At 67.3% G+C, this 16,951-nt stretch carries 14 protein-coding genes; 9 read left to right on the top strand and 5 right to left on the bottom strand.

Features of this window, described 5'->3' with window-relative positions; translation table 11 throughout:
• The first annotated feature begins 431 nt into the window (after positions 1-431).
• Positions 432-2,657: a metallophosphoesterase family protein gene (locus tag KF708C_RS11305; RefSeq protein WP_059411821.1), complete on the top strand. Its 2,226-nt coding sequence runs from the start codon at positions 432-434 to the stop codon at positions 2,655-2,657.
• A gap of 91 nt (positions 2,658-2,748) precedes the next feature.
• Positions 2,749-4,308, top strand: coding sequence for an esterase-like activity of phytase family protein (locus tag KF708C_RS11300; RefSeq protein ID WP_156173783.1), 1,560 nt, complete (start codon positions 2,749-2,751; stop codon positions 4,306-4,308).
• A gap of 84 nt (positions 4,309-4,392) precedes the next feature.
• On the opposite strand, the gene KF708C_RS11295 is transcribed toward KF708C_RS11300, so the two are convergent.
• From KF708C_RS11295 to trpB, 5 genes are all read right to left on the bottom strand, one after another.
• Positions 4,393-5,466 (bottom strand): NAD(P)-dependent alcohol dehydrogenase, encoded by a 1,074-nt coding sequence (locus KF708C_RS11295; RefSeq protein WP_020204969.1) that lies wholly within the window; start codon positions 5,464-5,466, stop codon positions 4,393-4,395.
• Between the two features lie 70 nt (positions 5,467-5,536).
• Entirely contained in the window at positions 5,537-5,935 is a 399-nt protein-coding gene (locus KF708C_RS11290; RefSeq protein WP_020204968.1) for an RT0821/Lpp0805 family surface protein, read from the bottom strand.
• 751 nt (positions 5,936-6,686) lie between these two features.
• Positions 6,687-7,598, bottom strand: coding sequence for a DMT family transporter (locus tag KF708C_RS11285; RefSeq protein WP_059411819.1), 912 nt, complete (start codon positions 7,596-7,598; stop codon positions 6,687-6,689).
• 42 nt (positions 7,599-7,640) lie between these two features.
• Complete coding sequence (gene trpA, locus KF708C_RS11280; RefSeq protein ID WP_063922992.1) at positions 7,641-8,456, bottom strand: tryptophan synthase subunit alpha; 816 nt, start codon at positions 8,454-8,456, stop codon at positions 7,641-7,643.
• A gap of 2 nt (positions 8,457-8,458) precedes the next feature.
• Positions 8,459-9,649: a tryptophan synthase subunit beta gene (trpB, locus tag KF708C_RS11275; RefSeq protein ID WP_059411893.1), complete on the bottom strand. Its 1,191-nt coding sequence runs from the start codon at positions 9,647-9,649 to the stop codon at positions 8,459-8,461.
• Positions 9,650-10,176: 527 nt separating this feature from the next.
• Between trpB and KF708C_RS11270 the strand changes: the two genes are divergently transcribed.
• The 7 genes from KF708C_RS11270 to KF708C_RS11240 all read left to right on the top strand — a co-directional run bounded on the left by KF708C_RS11270 (position 10,177) and on the right by KF708C_RS11240 (position 16,940).
• On the top strand, positions 10,177-10,905 hold the full coding sequence (locus KF708C_RS11270) for a PadR family transcriptional regulator (protein ID WP_059411817.1): 729 nt from the start codon (positions 10,177-10,179) through the stop codon (positions 10,903-10,905).
• Between the two features lie 92 nt (positions 10,906-10,997).
• Positions 10,998-11,813: a siderophore-interacting protein gene (locus KF708C_RS11265; protein WP_059411892.1), complete on the top strand. Its 816-nt coding sequence runs from the start codon at positions 10,998-11,000 to the stop codon at positions 11,811-11,813.
• Between the two features lie 138 nt (positions 11,814-11,951).
• Positions 11,952-12,431 (top strand): winged helix-turn-helix transcriptional regulator, encoded by a 480-nt coding sequence (locus KF708C_RS11260; protein ID WP_059411816.1) that lies wholly within the window; start codon positions 11,952-11,954, stop codon positions 12,429-12,431.
• A 154-nt stretch (positions 12,432-12,585) separates the two neighbouring features.
• A complete protein-coding gene (gene alaC, locus KF708C_RS11255; protein WP_020204961.1) occupies positions 12,586-13,842 on the top strand; it encodes an alanine transaminase in 1,257 nt (418 codons plus the stop codon).
• A 557-nt stretch (positions 13,843-14,399) separates the two neighbouring features.
• Positions 14,400-15,317: an arginase family protein gene (locus tag KF708C_RS11250; protein WP_059411891.1), complete on the top strand. Its 918-nt coding sequence runs from the start codon at positions 14,400-14,402 to the stop codon at positions 15,315-15,317.
• A 65-nt stretch (positions 15,318-15,382) separates the two neighbouring features.
• Entirely contained in the window at positions 15,383-16,183 is an 801-nt protein-coding gene (locus tag KF708C_RS11245; RefSeq protein ID WP_020204959.1) for an ABC transporter substrate-binding protein, read from the top strand.
• A gap of 64 nt (positions 16,184-16,247) precedes the next feature.
• Positions 16,248-16,940: an amino acid ABC transporter permease gene (locus tag KF708C_RS11240; RefSeq protein WP_020204958.1), complete on the top strand. Its 693-nt coding sequence runs from the start codon at positions 16,248-16,250 to the stop codon at positions 16,938-16,940.
• The last annotated feature ends 11 nt before the right edge of the window (positions 16,941-16,951 follow it).

Here is a 16,951-nt window from a genome sequence, read left to right as displayed (position 1 = left end):
TCATCCGCCCGGCGCTGCCTTCCCGATTTTCCTCCCGCGAATTCCACGAACCACCGGCGCGTGTCGCTCCGCGACGGTTCGCTGTCGCCGATGAAGCCCGGCGCCGGATATGCCGCGAGCCGCCGCTTCGGTGGCCATCCCTGAGCGCGGGGTCGCCGCGCCTCTCCTGTTTCCGCTTGTCGTGTCGTGCGGGCGTGGCTCGTCACCCGGCGTGCCGGCGCATGCCGGCGTCAGGCAGGCCGGCCCGGCGCCGCGAATGCCATGACATTTGCATACATTCATGACTCGCTGAAGTGATATTCAAAGCATACATTTAGCCACATCCCTGTCACCTGCGGTGCCTACCATTCGGCGGCTTTCCGGGTCTTGCGCGTCACATGCGCAGGCCATTCCCGACGATTTCCGACGAAAACCACATTGCGAGCCGCCGCATGACATCCACCGCACCGCCTGTCTTCCGACCCGCCCGCCGCCTGCCCAGGCTGCTGGCCGCCTCGCTGTTCGCCTTCCTGGCCGCCTGCGGCAGCGACACCGACAACGGCCAGCCCACCGTGCCGCCCGCGGGCACCACGCCGCCGCCGCCGGCCGCGCCCGCCCAGCCGGCGCCGACGCTGGTCGCCTTCATGCTGGACATCCATTTCCACGATGTCTACGCCACGTTCCAGGACGGTTCGTTCCCGGGCATCCCGAACCAGAAGTCGGGCCGCAACGCCACCATCCGCCTGATGCAGGCGCAGATGACCTCCACGCGCCTGTTCAACGAGAACTACTTCGCCTTCATCGCCGCGCTGGACGACGCGGTGGCGCGCGGCGTCAAGCTGATCGCGCTGCCGGGCGACTTCTCCGACGACGGCCAGCCGGTGCACATCCGCGGCCTGAAGAAGGTGCTGGACGAATACGCCGAGAAATACGGCATCGAGTTCTTCGCCGCCCCGGGCAACCACGATCCCAACAAGCCGTTCGCGCGCGCCGGCGGCAAGAGCGACTACCTCGGCATCGACCCGAACCACGGCGATGTCGGCTTCCCGCAGCCGATCTACAGCCGCGGCGGCAACGGCGACTGCTCCAACCCCTACGCGGGCAGCTGGTCGAAGCAGAACTGGTCCTACTGCACGGAAGAAGTACTGGAAATGGGCTACGCCGGCGTGACCCAGGCGCTGGAGCAGCACGGCTTCATGCCCAAGGCCAAGTTCCGCTATTTCGAGACGCCGTACAGCACCTACGACGCCAAGAGCTACTCGTTCCAGGTCGCCAAGGACCAGGCCGCGTGGGCCAACCGCCAGTACGAGATCTGCAAGGAAGGCACCGGCGGCGCGTACAAGAAGGCCGGCTACACGCTGTGCAAGACCGTGCCGGACACCACCTACCTGGTCGAGCCGGTGGATGGCGTGTGGCTGGTCGGCATCGACGCCAACGTCTACATTCCCACCGGCGCCGGCACCACCGCCGCCGACTTCAACGGCTCGGGCGACGCCGGCTACAACGCCATGCTGACCCACAAGCAGCACGTGATCGCCTGGCTCAAGGACGTGGTCGCGCGCGGCCAGGCCGCCGGCAAGCAGGTGGTGGCGTTCAGCCATTTCCCGATGAGCGAGTTCTTCAACGGCGCCTCCGACGACATCATCGCGCTGCTGGGCGCGGGCAAGATGCAGATGGTGCGCCGCCCCGCCGAGAACGTGACCAAGGCGCTGGCCGAGACCGGGCTCAAGGTGCACGTGGGCGGCCACATGCACTTCAACGACACCGCCATCCGCAACTATGACGGCGGCCAGGCGCTGTTCAACATCCAGGCGCCGTCGATGGCGGCCTACGTGCCGGCCTACAAGCTGATGTCGATCCAGGCCGACGACAAGCTCGAGGTGCAGACCGTGCGCATCGACAACGTGCCGCGCTTCGACGAACTGTTCGAGCACTACCGCGACGAGCACAAGTACTTCACCACCTACGGCTTCATGATCCCGGGCGGCGGCGAGCTGTGGAACCTCTCCATCCTCGACGCCAAGAACTACGCCGACTTCAGCTCGCGCTACATGGCCGAGTTGGTGCGCCTGCGCCTGCTCAAGGACGACTGGCGCTGCGAGATGCGCGAGCTGGTCAAGAGCCCGCTGTACGGCTCCGACCTGCTGGTGCTGTCGCAGCTGCAGACCAGCGTCACGCTCAAGGAACTGGCCAACACCGGCACCCACGGCCTGCTGACCAACGCCTTCTTCGCCTGCCTGGCCGACGGCGGCGGCACCAACGCGGCCAACCCGGCCTACGCCACCGACTACGCCGCGGCCGAAGCCCGCGCCCGCGCGCTGGCCCAGGCCAACGGCATGCGCCTCGAAGACTTCAACGACTGGAAGGCGATCGACCTGGCCGGCGACTTCGTGCGCCTGGCCAATGCCGGCGACCTGGCGTTCTCCGACATCCCCGAAGCCCGCGCCCGCCAGTACAAGCTGCTGGCCCAGGCGCTGCAGTCCACCTCGGCCACGCTTGCCATGACCGGCGACCAGGTCAAGGACAGCAACACCGCCGGGGCGCTGTTCCAGGCCCGCTTCAAGCCGCTGATGGCGATCCTGCTCAAGCTCGCCAACGGCGCGCCGACCAAGCACTTCGTCATCGACCTGAAGGCCAACAAGCTCACCGACCTGAGCACCGAGCCGTCCCTGTTCTGATGCCTGGCGTGGCGCGCAGGACCGGCCCGCCCGCGCGGGCGGGCCGGCTTGCCGCGCGCCTCCGACTCCCCATTCCTATCGTTGCGACTCCATGAGCCAATCACGCGAACACGCATTGCCCGACACCACGCGCCGCCAGCTGCTGCGCGGCGGCCTGGGCGCCACCACGCTCGCCATGCTGGGCGTGTCCACCTCCCTGCTGGCCGGCTGCGGCGGCGGCGACGATGCGCCGCCGGCCGCCGGCAGCGCGCCGGTGCCGCCGGCCACCAACCCGCCCGCGGTCACGCCCGAGGCCGAAGTCAAGGCGCCCACGCTGCTCGGCCGCGCCGTGCTGCCGGCCGACAGCTTCGTGGCCGGCCCCACCAGCGGCCAGTTCATCTCGGGCGGCGACTACGACCGCGCCACCAACGTCTACCGCTACGCGCTGCCGTTCAACGCCAGGCAGCCCATGCAAGGCTTCTCGGCCATCATCCCGGGCCCCAAGGCCGGCACGTTCTACGCGCTGCAGGACAACGGCTTCGGCGGCCGCGGCGCCTCGCCCGACGCGCTGCTGCACATCTACGCGGTGTCGTTCGACTGGGCCGCCGGCAGGGTGGTCCCGGTCCACTTCCAGACCGGCGCGCCGCTGGCCGCGTTCACGCCCGAGAGCTATATCCGCCTGAGCGACCCCGACCGCCGCATCGGCTACCCGATCGTGGCCGACATGGCCAGCTATCCCGGCACCTCGGTCTCGCCGGCCGGCCAGACCATCCCGGTGGACAGCGCCATCGTCAACGGCCGCCTGCTCACCGGCTACGACATCGATCCCGAATCGATGCAGCTCGACGCTAGCGGCAACCTGTGGATTGGCGATGAATTCGGCCCGTTCCTGCTCAAGTTCGACAGGCAGGGCAGGCTGCTCGCGCGCGAAGTGCAGATGCCCAACCTGCGCCGGCTCGGCGCCAACCCGCTGGTGCAGACCCCGAACAATCCCTATCTCGTCGCCAACGGCACCACCGCGCAGGCCAACCTGGGCGGCTCCGGCGGCCTCGAAAGCCTGGCCATCAACGCCAGCCGCACGCGCCTGTACGGCATGTACGAGAAGGAAGTGGCCGGCGACGACGTGCGCAGCCGCATCATCAACGTCTTCAACCTGGGCACGCTCAACTTCGAGACCAGCTACCGCTACCGCGTCGGCAGCGGCCAGCGCCTCAACGGCGACGGCAACCTCGAGACCGAGTACTACTCGGTCAACGACATGGTCGCCGTCAACGACCGCGAGTTCCTGGTGGTGGAAAAGGACAGCGGCGCCGGCGACGTGCGCACCGGCAAGTTCGCCGCGTCGAACACCTGGCGCAACGCGGCGCGCTTCAAGCGCATCTTCAAGATCAGCCTCGACCGCGTCGACGCGGACGGCTTCCTGGTCAAGGAAGAAGTGGCCGACCTGATGCAGCTGCTCGACCCGGCCAGGCTCGGCGCCAGCGACACCATCGACGGCGTGTTCGCCTACCCGATGGAGTGCATCGAAGCGATCGCCATCGTGGACGCGCGCACGCTGCTGCTGGTCAACGACAACAACTACCCGGGCGGCTCGCCCTCGCGCATGCCCTCCGGCGTCGACGCCAACGAGTTCGTCATGATCCGCCTGCCCAAGCCGCTCGCGGTGGCCTGACGGGCGCGGGCGCTGCCGTGCCGCGGTATGGGCCGGCAGCGCCTGCGCGTCATGTGTGGCATGCGCGGCATGGCGCCGCCGCCGTCACGGCGTGATCGCCACCTTCAGCACGCCGTCGCGCTGATTCGCGAACAGTTCGTAGGCCTGCTCGATCTGGCCGAGCTTGTAGCGGTGAGTGACCAGCGGCCCGAGGTCGAGCCGGTCGGATTCGATGATACGCATCAGCCTGCGCATGCGTTCCTTGCCGCCGGGGCACAGCGACGTGATGATGCGGTTGTCGCCGAGGCCGGCATGGAAGGCGTCGAGCGGGATGCGCAGGTCGCTGGAATACACGCCCAGGCTCGACAGCGTGCCGCCGGGCTTGAGCACGCGCAGCGCGGACTCGAACGTGCCTTGCGTGCCGAGCGCTTCGATGGCCGCGTCCACGCCGCGCCCGCCGGTGATGCGCAGCACTTCGTCCACCACGTCCACCTTGCGGAAATTGACGGTGGCGTCGGCGCCCATGCGGCGCGCGATCTCCAGGCGCTCGTCGATGCCGTCGATGGCGATGATCAGGCCGGCGCCGCGCAGCCGCGCGCCCGCCGTGGCGCACAGGCCGATCGGGCCCTGCGCGAACACGGCCACCATGTCGCCGATCTTGATGTTGGCGTTCTCCGCGCCGACGAAGCCGGTCGACATGATGTCGGGGCACATCAGAACCTGCTCGTCGGTGAGCGTGTCGGGGATCGGCGCGAGGTTGGCCTGGGCGTCGGGCACCAGCACGTATTCGGCCTGGGTGCCGTCGATGGTGTTGCCGAAGCGCCAGCCGCCCATCGGCTTGTAGCCGTGCCCGTGGCCCTGGCCGTCCTGCGAGGAGCAGCCGTCCTGGCATGCGTAGGAATGGAAGCTCGGGCAGATCGCGCCGGCGATCACGCGCTGGCCTTCGTGGTAGCCGGTGACGTTCTTGCCCAGCTTCTCGATGATGCCGACCGGCTCGTGCCCGATCGTGAGCCCCTGCGCCACCGGGTATTCGCCCTTGAGGATGTGGACGTCGGTGCCGCAGATGGTGGTGGTGGTGATGCGTATCAGGGCGTCGGAGGGGCCGACGTCGGGGATCGGCTTTTCCTGGAGCACGATACGGTTGGGTCCGAGGAATACCGCTGCTTGCATGGTTGGCATGGGATCTCCTTCGCTCGCGACCGTGTCCGGCCGCATGGTTGCCGCCGCCGGCCCGCCGGGCCGGCGGCGTTCAGTCGTCGCTTACCCTGCGCGATTTCCAGCTGCCGTCGCCCTGCTTGCAGAACCAGCTGGTCCAGTTGTCCTCCAGGCCGTCGCGCTGGAGCTGGGTGCGCAGCTGGCGGCAGGACTGGCCCTGGTCGGTCTTGGTGCGCAGCGGCGTGATCGAGCCCTCGATGGCCCGGCGTCCGCGCGTGGCGGGGTAGTTCCACGGCACGGCGGCGCCGTCGGCGCCGGTGTCGAGCACCTTGCGCACGTGCTGGGCCAGCGAGGCGGACTCCTTCTGGTTCATCTTGCCGACCACGGTCGAGTTGATGAAGTTGTCGAAGTACGCGAACGCGGGCGAGGCCGGAGCCAGCGCCAGCAGCGGGGCGCATGCCAGCGAGGCGCGGAACAACTGGCGCAGTGTCATGGACGGGTCCTTGTGCAGAGGTTACGAATCGGTTGTGACTTGATTGTGAATCGGACTGGCCGCGGCCTGGCGAGAGCCTCGGCGTACCTCCCGCCGCCGCGTCCCGTCACGAAAGCATGCGCGCCGCTCCGGCCGCGGCGTGCCGGCCACGGGGCGGCATTCACGCTACCGCCGCCGTTGCGGCGGTACCCGGTAATGATAGCCGCAGAAACTGGCGTCGGACCCACCTGAAAACTTGCGACAGATCAAGGCCGCGCGCCACCAACCGGGCGGAGCGGGGCGCCGGCGCACGCACCTTGCGCGAGCCCGTGGCGGCGCGTTTTGTAGTTTCTTCGCCAACAAGTGCCGAAAAGTGTAAAAAAGACAAATATGACTGGATATGTCACCCGATCAGGTGATGGCGCACCCCGCTTCGCGCTCTATGATCCGGCCTTGGGCGGAACCCGCGACCCGCCTCTTGCCTTGAGCCCCTGACCACCCCGGCCAGGGGCTTTCTTTTTGCGCTTTTCTTCGCGACCGGTATTTTTTCCCTCGCGGCTCGCGGGGGCTGCGGCGGAAAACTGCAATGCTCGCCACCGGCCCATTCGCGGGCAGGATAGGGCAGCAGAACAATGGAATGTTCTCCTGATCTGGCTGGATTTGTGCTGCGCGGCGTGGAAGGCGGGCGAGGGGCCATCCGAAGGCACGTTATGTGGCGATAAAGGCGCATCTGAGCGGCAGGCGCTACGGGTACTGTCCGAGGGCTGTTGTACTAGCCAGCTTCGCTTTTCGGCACGGCTTGGGCTTCTTGCGGTCGTGTTGCCATGCCTCGCCGCAGGATCAATATCGTCGAAGCCACGATCATCCCGCCTCCGATGATGACCGGAGCCGTCAGCGCCTCGCCTAGGAAGGCAATTCCCCACACGATGCCGAAGAGCGGCGTCAGGAACGCGACCATCATGGCCCGCGCGGGGCCGATGTCGCGGATCAGCCGGAAATACAGGACAAAGCCCAGCGCGCTGCTCAGCAGTCCCAGGCAGAGCATGTTGAACACGATGACCGTGTCGACGGTCGCGTTTGGCGGTGCCGCGACCGAGAACGGAAGGAGTCCAACGGCGGCAACCAGTTGCGAGCAGCCTGCCGACCCGATGGGGTTGACGTCCGAGGCGAATTTCTTGATGTAGATACCGGCGCCGGCATAGGAAGCCGAAGCCAGCAGGCACGCCAGGATCGCCCAGGCAAACGCCGGCGAGGCGGCGGCTGTCATGCCGCCGCTGGTGAGGGTGCCCACGCCGGCCATGCCGAGCAGCAGTCCTGTCGCCTTGGTTCTCGTCAGGCGATCCTTCAGCCAGATCGCGGCAAACACCGCGCCGAACAATGGCGTGGTGGCATTGATGATGGCCGAGTAGGACGCCGGGATATGTTGCGCCGCATAGGAGAAGAGCAGAAAGGGCAAGCCGACGTTGAATGCCCCAATGACGAGATACTGACGCCAGTATGTCGTCCAGTTGGGATTGAAACGGATCACCGCGAAGTAGACCAGCAATGCCATGCCGCCGATGGCAACGCGCAGATCGGCGGTTGCCACCGGGCCAAGCACGGGAGCCAGAACGCGCATGAAGATGAACGAGGCTCCCCAGACAGCGCTGAGTACAAGCAGACGGAACCAATCTATGCTGCGCATCGGGCGGGGTCTCCTTGAGTCGGGTGCGCGGGCATGCCGATGTCAGACGATCCCGGCAAAGTCCAGGCGCGGTTTTCCGGCCTGCACCTGTCCCACGAATGCCTCGATGAACTGGCGCGCGGCCGGAACATCCGCCAGGCAACGCTCGATCTGAAGACTGAACAGGCTGCCCACGATCACGCCATTTGCCCCTGCCGCCCAGAAGTCGCGGACCTGATCGACCGTGCTGATGCCGAAACCGGCCACGATGGCTTTGTCTGCAAGCTTGCTGAGGTGTTCGATTCTGGCCAATGCCTGCTGTTCGAAGCTGGCGCTCGTGCCGGTTGTCCCGAAGCGGCTGATCACGTAGGTGAATGCCGATGAGCTATCGATGAGCTTTCGCGCCCGCTCGACCGGCGTATTCGGCGCCACCATCTGGATGCAGCCGATGCGGCTGTCGGCCAGTTGCCACATGTGCGTGGCACATTCCTCGAATGGCAGGTCGGAGCAGACCACCGCGTCGACGCCGATCGCGGCCAGCTCCTTGTATGCTCGCTCGCCGCGCATGAAGAGCAGGTTGTAGTAGAGCAGCAGCCCGATGGGAAGTGCCGGGTAGCGTTCCCTGAGCCTTCGGAGCATGTCGAGGCAGGTCGCATAGGTGGTGCCCGCTGCCAGGGCGCGTCGCATCGAGCGCTGATTGACCGGGCCGTCGGTGATGGGGTCGGAGAACGGGAATCCCAGTTCCACCGCGTCGGCGCCGGCGTCGACCGCGGCGCAGATCAGATCGAAGCTTGCTATGGCATTGGGATCGCCCAGCGTGAAGAAAGGGACGAACATCCGGCGATCCCGGCGAGTGAACAATCGTGCAAAACGATTCATGATCAGATCCCCCTGATGTTCCAGTATTGATCCAGGTCTTTGTCGCCACGGCCGGACAGGCAGACCACAAATCGGCTGCCTGGCGAAAAGTCCTTGCTGCACTTCATGGCCAGCGCGAGGGCATGGGCCGATTCGAACGCCGGGATGATGCCTTCGAGAAGGGACAACTGTTCGAAGGCATCGAGCGCTTCCGCATCGCTGATCGCCACGAACGACGCGCGTCCCGTTTCCTGCAACGCTACGAGTTCAGGGCCGACGCCCGGGTAATCGAGTCCGGCCGCCACGGAATGGGTATTCGTGATCTGTCCTTCCTGATTCTGCAAGAACAGCGAGCGCATCCCGTGGAAGACACCTACCGATCCTTTGGTGAGGGTTGCGGCGTGCCTGTCCGTGCCGTCTGCGATACCGCCGGGTTCCGCGCCAAAAAGCGCCACCTCGGTATCGTGCTCGAATCCGGAGAACAGCCCGACCGCATTGCTGCCGCCACCGATGCAGGCGAAGACCGCCGAGGGGGGCCGGGGATCCAGGCACAACAGTTGATTACGTGCTTCCTTGCCGATCACAGATTGGAAATACTTGATCATCGAGGGATAGGGGTACGGTCCGGCTGCCGTTCCAAAGCAGTGATAGGTGCTTCCCACGTTGGTAATCCAATCCCGCATGGCCTCGTTGATCGCATCCTTCAGCGTTGCGCCGCCAGCTTCGACCGGATGTACCCTGGCGCCGAAGAGTTCCATGCGCTTGACGTTTTGCTGCTGGCGCTGGATGTCGAGCGCGCCCATGTATACCTCCACCGCCATGCCGAGCTTGGCGCCAGTCATCGCCGTTGCCACGCCATGTTGCCCGGCGCCCGTTTCCGCGATGATGCGGCTCTTCCCCATCCGCTTTGCCAGAAGCAATTGCCCTAGCGTGCTGTTCGTCTTGTGGGCGCCACCGTGAAGCAGATCTTCGCGCTTCAGGTAGAAATGCTGCCCAAATTTTTCGGATAGCCTTTCCGCATAGGTCAATGGCGTCTCCCGGCCAGCGAAGGTTGTCATTAACCGCCAGAGCTCGCCGAGAAACAAGGGGTCGCGACGCGCGCCGTCGAAGGCCTCTTGCACTTCCTGCAGGACGCTCACCAGGCTCTCGGAAATGAACGAGCCGCCGAACGCTCCGGGTCCAAAGTACTTGCGCAGTTCCACATTGACAAACATCGTTCTCTCCCTGAAGAAGGCGTCCAACGCCGGTCAGAATTGGCTTCGACTCGCGCAAGACGAGCCATAGGCCCGAAACAGCTTTCACGGTCTTTTGGGGGAGAACGGGTGCCCTTGCTGCGTGCTGAATGACGCTTTCGCAGAGGGCCACGCGCGATCAGGTCGGGACATCCAACGCACGAGCACGAGGAGCCGGGACGGCGGCAACGTGCAATGAGTTCGGCGTGCCTTCGAAGTGCCGGGTGCAAGTGTCTGAAGCGTAGGCGATGAGTCGGCGTCGCCGTTATAGGACGAGTACCAAACTTGGGTGAGGAAATTTCCGCTTTTTCTCGTGGCACGTAACGGAAGGCAGGTGCTTGTCCTTCGGGGCGATGAACTCGTTGCCTTTGATCCGGAATGCTTGCTCTTGCGGTCCGGCCGGTTGCCTCGTTTGCGGTCGATGTGTCTCCCCTGCGGTTTCTTCCTTGACTTTATTACTTACGATATATATCTTAAGATATGTTTTCAGATACCAAGGAGCCGCTGCCATGCGTCACCACTTCTCGAAGGGCCTGATGGGCCACCACATGCTTGCCCGACTGTCTTCTCATTTCGCCTCGCACGCCGAGGTTTTTTTTGGCCACCACGCCATCGGCCGCCACCGCCACGGCGGCGGGCCCGGTGGTTTCTTCGGCGGCGGCGGGGACGGCTTCGACGGCGAGGGCGATACCTGGCGCCGCGGCCGCAAGTTCAGCGCCGACGACCTGCAACTGCTGCTGCTGTCGCTGCTGGAGGAAAAGCCCAGCCACGGCTACGAGCTCATCAAGGAACTGGAGACGCGCACCAACGGTTTCTACAAGCCCAGCCCGGGCATGGTGTATCCGGCGCTGACCTTCCTCGAGGAGGTTGGTTATGCCACCGTGGACAGCGAGGGCAACAAGAAGCGCTACCAGCTTGCCGGGCCGGGCCGCGCGCACCTGGATGCCAACCGCGAGCGGCTGGCGCTGATGCTCAACAAGCTCAAGCACGTGGCGCGCAAGATGGAGTGGGTGCGGCGCGCGCTGTCGGGCTCTGGCGACAACCCCGGCGACAACCCCGCCGACGATGCCGAGGCGCGCGGCGGCTGGCTGCCGGAGTTCGTCGAGGCGCGCATGGCGCTCAAGCGCGCGCTGCTGATGCGCACGGATGCCGCGCCGGACGAGCAGCGGCGCATCGCGGCCATCCTCGCGCGGGCCGCCGCGGAGATCGAGGCTGGTCCCGGCGCGGCGGGCGCGTGATGCTGATCGCGCGCATGACGCAAGTCAGCCAGTCGGACGCCAGCCAGCCGGGCGTGAACCAGTCAGACGTCAACCAACCGGACCCCATATCGATGACCACCCGAGACCTTACCGTTCAACGTGTCCGCCATGCCCTCAAGATGCGCCTGCTGCAGGTGGTGCGCACGCGGCAGGTGTCGCCGCAGCTGCTGCGCGTGACGCTGGCCGGCGACGACTTGAAGGACTTCGTTTCCGCTTCCTTCGACGATCACGTCAAGGTGTTCTTCCCCGCGCCCGGGCAGCCCAGGCCGGCATTGCCGGAAGTCGGCCCCAACGGCCCGGTGTTCGCCGAAGGCGCGCCGCGGCCGGCCGCGCGCGACTACACGCCGCGCCGCCATGACCCCGTGGCCGGCGAGCTCGACCTGGAGTTCGTGCTGCACGGCGACGGCCCCGCCTCGACCTGGGCGGCGCAGGCCGCGCCGGGCCAGTACCTGGGCGTGGGCGGGCCGCGCGGCTCCTTCGTGATTCCGGACGGCTTCGACTGGCACCTGCTGGTGGGCGACGAAACCGCGCTGCCCGCCATCGGCCGGCGCCTGGAAGAACTGCCGGCCGGCGCGCAGGCGCTGGTGGTGGTGGCGGTGGACAACGCCGCGGCCGAGATCCCGCTGCCGAGCCGCGCCAGTGTCGAGGTCCGCTGGCAGCACCGCGACGGCGCGCCGGCCGGCGACGCCACGCTGCTCGAGCGGGCGCTGCGCGCCATCACGCTGCCGCGCGGCGAGGGCTACGTCTGGGCCGCGGGGGAGGGCGCGGCGATCCGCGCGGTGCGCCAGTACCTGGTGAGCGAGCGCGGCATCGACAAGAGCCGCATCCGCGCGTCGAGCTACTGGAAGGCGGGCGCGGCCGCCGTGCACGAGACGATCGACGACTGACGCGGCGGGTTGTCCGGGGCGCCGCGCGGTTTTACAATGCAACCGCTTCGCCGCGGGAGCCGCCATCGTCTGGGGCGGGCCACGCCGCGCGCCGCATCCCGCGGCGCGGCACCGGCGGCGTGTGAAAGGAGTGGCGCGATGGTGCGGCGAACCAGCCTGGAAGGTGCCGAGTGTCCGGTGGCGCGTTCGCTCGACGCGATCGGCGACTGGTGGTCGCTACTGATCGTGCGCGACGCCTTCGACGGCCTGCGCCGCTTCAGCGAATTCCAGCGCAACCTCGGGCTGGCCAGGAACATCCTGGCCGACCGGCTGCGCACGCTGCTCGCGCACGGCATCCTGGAGCAGGCGCCGGCCTCCGACGGCAGCGCCTACCAGGAATACGTGCTGACGCCGCGCGGCCGCGCGCTGTTCCCTGTGGTGGTGGGACTGCGCCAGTGGGGCGAAGCCTTCTTCTACGCGCCCGGCGAGGCGCATTCCGTGCTGGTGGATACCGCGGACGGCCAGCCGGTGCCGCCGCTCGAGGTGCGCGCCGCCGACGGCCGCCTGCTGGGGCCGGACGACGCGGTGGTGCGCAAGGTGCGCGAGGTGCGCAAAGTGGACGAGCATGCCGCGCGCTAGCCGCGGCATGCGCCGCATGCGGATGCGCGCCGCCGCGTTGCGAAAATCCTTGGACGCCGCGCGGGTTCGCCGCTAAGATCTTTCCCGTTCGGCCGCAAACAACGGCCGGCAGCGTCGCTCGGACGGTTCCGGGCGCTTACGTTCAAGGAAAAACATGTCCGCCTCCGCAGGCAAGCGCCGTTTCGCGCGCATCGATCGTCTCCCCCCGTACGTCTTCAATATCACCGCCGAGCTGAAAATGGCGGCGCGCCGCCGTGGCGAAGACATCATCGACATGAGCATGGGCAACCCGGACGGCGCCACGCCGCCGCACATCGTCGCCAAGCTCACGGAGGCCGCGCAGCGGCCCGACACCCACGGCTACTCGGCTTCCAAGGGCATTCCGCGCCTGCGCCGCGCCATCTCGCACTGGTATCGCGAGCGCTACGGCGTGGAGATCGACCCGGACACCGAAGCCATCGTCACCATCGGTTCCAAGGAAGGCCTGGCGCACCTGATGCTGGCTACGCTGGACCGCGGCGACACCGTGCTGGTGCCGGACCCGAGCTATCCCATCCACATCTATGGCGCGGTGATCGCCGGCGCCGACATCCGCTCGGTGCCGCTGGTGCCGGGCGTGGATTTCTTCGCCGAGCTGGAGCGCGCCATCCGCGGCAGCTACCCGAAGCCGAAGATGATCGTGCTGGGCTTCCCGTCGAACCCCACCGCGCAATGCGTGGAGCTGGACTTCTTCGAGCGCGTGATCGCGCTGGCGCGCAAGCACGACATCTTCGTGGTGCACGACCTGGCCTACGCCGACATCGTGTTCGACGGCTGGAAAGCGCCGTCGATCATGCAGGTGCCGGGCGCCAAGGACATCGCGGTGGAGTTCTTCACGCTGTCCAAGAGCTACAACATGGCGGGCTGGCGCATCGGCTTCATGGTCGGCAACCCGGAGCTGGTGGCGGCGCTCACGCGCATCAAGAGCTATCACGACTACGGCACCTTCACGCCGCTGCAGGTGGCGGCCATCGCCGCGCTCGAAGGCGACCAGCAGTGCGTGAAAGAAATCGCCGCGCACTACCAGGCGCGCCGCGACGTGCTGGCGCGCGGGCTGATCGAGTCCGGCTGGCCGGTGGAGATTCCCAAGGCGGCGATGTACATCTGGGCGCGCATTCCCGAGCCGTACCGCGCGCTGGGCTCGCTGGAGTTCTCCAAGCAGTTGCTGGCCAAGGCCAAGGTCTGCGTGTCGCCGGGCATCGGCTTCGGCGACTATGGCGACGAGTACGTGCGCTTCGCGCTGATCGAGAACGAAGGGCGCATCCGCCAGGCCGTGCGCGGCATCAAGGCGATGTTCCGCGCCGACGGGCTGGTCAAGGTACCCGTGGACGAGCACGCGGCGCACGGCCACGCGGCCAAGGCGCGCACCTAGGCCGGAGCGGGCCGGGGCGGCAGTTGCCGGCTCCGGGCCGGCGGCAGAGTCAGCTTGCCGCTTGTGTTCGCCCCTCTCCCATTGCATGGGCGGGGGGCGCGAACCGTTGGCGCCGCCGGCGAATTCGGATTTGCCGGCGCCGGGTTTGCCGGCGATCCGGCGCCGACCGCGCCGGCCTCGGCTTCACTTTCCCTTTCCTCTTTCCCTTCTTCCTCCTCTTCTTCGCGCACGCTCCGGCACCATCGCCGTGCGCGCATGCCTTCTGGCGGTGCATTCCTGCCGGTCCGTCACACGCGGCCGGCAGCGGGCGGCGGCGGCCCGCCGCCCGCGCAAAGCCCCGTCCTTCCTAGGTAAAAACGCCGATAGGCGTGCGTGCGCGCCGGGTGGCATAAATGTTGCGACTGAAACTGCAATCTGATCGTATCGCATTGCGATATGAAGAGAGTGCAAGATTCGAGTGCAAGATCACAGGCCGCGCCGCACCGGGCGTCGGCCCCCACGCCTGAGAGGCCCGCATGCAAAGAGGTTCCCCGCTGTTCACCCCGGCCCTGCCGTTCATGAATGCACCCGCCGCGCGCGAGCGCCCGGCGCTGCCGCCGCTGGCCACGGTCATCGGCATTCCGTTCGATTGCGGCTCGCATGCGTTCCGCATCGGCGCGCGGCAGGGCCCGGACGCCATCCGCGAGCAGGCGCGCCTGCTGCGCCCCTACGACGTGGCGCCCGCCGGCGAGACCGACAACGCGTTCGACTTCCTGCGCCTGACCGACCTGGGCAACGTGGCGTGCACGCCGGGCGATGTCGAGGCCTCGTTCCCGCGGATCGAGGCGGCCATCGAGCAGGTGCAGCGCACCGGCGCGATGACGGTCACGATGGGCGGCGACGGCGCGGTCAGCCTGCCGCAGATGCGCGCCGTGGCGCGCCATCATCCGGACCTCGTGGTGCTGCATTTCGATTCGCACACCGACACCTACGACATCGGCGGCTACAACACCGCCACCACCTTCACGCGCGCGGCCGAGGAGAAGCTGGTCGACCCCGCCAACAGCTTCCACGTGGGCACGCGCGGCCTCACCTTCATGCCGGGCGTGATCCCGTTCGGCCGCTCGGTGGGCTACAACGTGGTGCCGTTCGGCGAGTTCGCGCCGCGCCAGGAAGAGGTGCTGGTGCGCATCCGCGAGCAGGTGGGCAACCGCCCGGTCTACCTGTGCTTCGACATGGACCTGTTCGACCCGTCCTGCGCGCCCGGCGTGTGCACGCCCGAGTGGGGCGGCCTGACCGCGCGCGAGGGGCTGAGCCTGCTGCGCGCGCTGCGCGGGCTGAACTTCGTCGCCTTCGACGTCAACACCGTCTCGCCGCCGCACGACGTGGGCGGCATGACGGCCTTCCTCGCCGCCACCGTGATGCAGGAGTTCCTCTGCCTCGCCGCGGAGACGGTGCGCGTGTTTCCGCAGCGCTTCGCGCACCTGATGCGCTGATTTTTTGCCGCTGATTTTTGCCGATCTGTTCCGCCATCCCCCATCGCACCACCCGGAGAAACGACATGAAACTGACCGCAGCCATCACCGCCGTCGCGCTGTGCGCCGCCGCCTGGTCGGGCCTCGCGCAGGCCCGCACGCTGGACGAGATCAAGGCCAGCAAGACCATCAACATCGTCACCACCGCGGCCAGCCCGCCGCACGGCTTCATGGACCCCGCCAGCGGCACGCTCAAGGGCGTGATGGTCGAGGTCGCGCAGGGCGTGGGCAAGCGCCTGGGCGTGGAAGTCAAGCTTAGCGACGTGCCGTTCGCCGGTCTGATTCCCACGCTGACCTCGGGCCGTGCCGACCTGATGTCCGCGCCGCTGTTCATCACCGAGGAACGCGCCAAGGCGGTGTCGTTCTCCACGCCGATCTATGGCTGGGGCGAGGGCGTGGTGGTCAGCGACAAGGCCGCCAGGAAGTACACCCGCTTCGATGACCTCAAGGGCGCCAAGGTCGGCGCGCTGGTCGACAGCGTGCAGTTCGCCATGATGAAGGACCTGCCGGGCACGCAGGTCTCGACCTACCAGGACTACCCCACGCTGCTGACCGACGTGCGCGTCGGCCGCGTCGACCTGGGCATCGTCGATCCGCCCAGCATCGCGTACCAGATCAAGTCCAAGGGCATCCCCGGCGTGCGTCTCGACGACAGCTACAAGCCGGTCAAGCGCTGGCTGGTCGGCATGGCGGTGCAGAAGGACAACGCCGCGCTGCTGGCCGCGGTCAACGCCGCGCTGCAGGACATGGAAAAGAGCGGCGAGATCGAAGCCATTCTCGGCCGCTGGGGCATCGGCGGGCTGTCCGGCAACGTCGCCGCCAAGTAGCAGGCATGCCGGGGCGCCCGCGCGCGGGCCGTCCCGGGTTTTTTGAATCGACTGGAGTTCGACCGTGGACCTGGCCACCCTGAAGATGTACCTGTTCCCGCTCGCCGAGGGTGCGAGCGCGACGATCGCCCTGTTTTTCCCCACCGCTTTCCTCGCGGTGGCGCTGGGCCTCGTCGTGTGTTTCTGCCGCATGTCCTCCAACGGGCTGGTGCGCGGCGTGGCCAAGGGCTACATCGAAATCATCCGCGGCACGCCGCTGCTGGTGCAACTGTTCTTCATCTACTACGGCATGCCCGAGATCGGCATCGTGCTGCCCGGCTTCGTGGCCGGCGTGATCGGGCTGACCATCAATCTGTCCGCCTACCTGGCGGAACTGTTCCGCGGCGGCATCCAGTCCGTCGACGCGGGCCAGTACGAGGCGGCGCGCGCGCTCGGCCTGACCCGGCTGCAGCGGCTGCGCGCGGTGATCCTGCCGCAGGCCGGCCGCATGATCTTCCCGGCGCTGGGCAACTATGCGCTGGTGCTGGTCAAGGAAAGCTCGCTGGTGGCCGTGATCAGCGTCTACGAGCTGATGCGCGCGGGCGAGATGCTGGCCGGCGCGACCTTCAAGTCGCTGCTGGTGTACAGCCTCGTGGGCGCGGTCTATTTCCTGCTGTGCAGCGTGGTGTCCGGCGCGTTCCGCTGGGGCGAGCGGCGCCTCGCGGTGCCCGGCTACTGGGACGGCGCGGCCGGCCACGATCATCTGTCCAAGGCATGAGGCGAACCGAC

The sequence above is a fragment of the Cupriavidus basilensis genome (genome assembly GCF_000876015.1).
GTDB lineage: Bacteria > Pseudomonadota > Gammaproteobacteria > Burkholderiales > Burkholderiaceae > Cupriavidus > Cupriavidus basilensis_B.
This window is presented reverse-complemented; position numbering and strand designations above follow the sequence as displayed.

Excerpts from the sequence above, each read along its gene's own strand:
- KF708C_RS11305 (WP_059411821.1), top strand. The coding sequence starts at position 432 with ATGACATCCACCGCACCGCCTGTCTTCCGACCCGCCCGCCGCCTGCCC.
- KF708C_RS11300 (WP_156173783.1), top strand. The coding sequence starts at position 2,749 with ATGAGCCAATCACGCGAACACGCATTGCCCGACACCACGCGCCGCCAG.
- KF708C_RS11295 (WP_020204969.1), bottom strand. The coding sequence starts at position 5,466 with ATGCCAACCATGCAAGCAGCGGTATTCCTCGGACCCAACCGTATCGTG.
- KF708C_RS11290 (WP_020204968.1), bottom strand. The coding sequence starts at position 5,935 with ATGACACTGCGCCAGTTGTTCCGCGCCTCGCTGGCATGCGCCCCGCTG.
- KF708C_RS11285 (WP_059411819.1), bottom strand. The coding sequence starts at position 7,598 with ATGCGCAGCATAGATTGGTTCCGTCTGCTTGTACTCAGCGCTGTCTGG.
- trpA (WP_063922992.1), bottom strand. The coding sequence starts at position 8,456 with ATGAATCGTTTTGCACGATTGTTCACTCGCCGGGATCGCCGGATGTTC.
- trpB (WP_059411893.1), bottom strand. The coding sequence starts at position 9,649 with ATGTTTGTCAATGTGGAACTGCGCAAGTACTTTGGACCCGGAGCGTTC.
- KF708C_RS11270 (WP_059411817.1), top strand. The coding sequence starts at position 10,177 with ATGCGTCACCACTTCTCGAAGGGCCTGATGGGCCACCACATGCTTGCC.
- KF708C_RS11265 (WP_059411892.1), top strand. The coding sequence starts at position 10,998 with ATGACCACCCGAGACCTTACCGTTCAACGTGTCCGCCATGCCCTCAAG.
- KF708C_RS11260 (WP_059411816.1), top strand. The coding sequence starts at position 11,952 with ATGGTGCGGCGAACCAGCCTGGAAGGTGCCGAGTGTCCGGTGGCGCGT.
- alaC (WP_020204961.1), top strand. The coding sequence starts at position 12,586 with ATGTCCGCCTCCGCAGGCAAGCGCCGTTTCGCGCGCATCGATCGTCTC.
- KF708C_RS11250 (WP_059411891.1), top strand. The coding sequence starts at position 14,400 with ATGAATGCACCCGCCGCGCGCGAGCGCCCGGCGCTGCCGCCGCTGGCC.
- KF708C_RS11245 (WP_020204959.1), top strand. The coding sequence starts at position 15,383 with ATGAAACTGACCGCAGCCATCACCGCCGTCGCGCTGTGCGCCGCCGCC.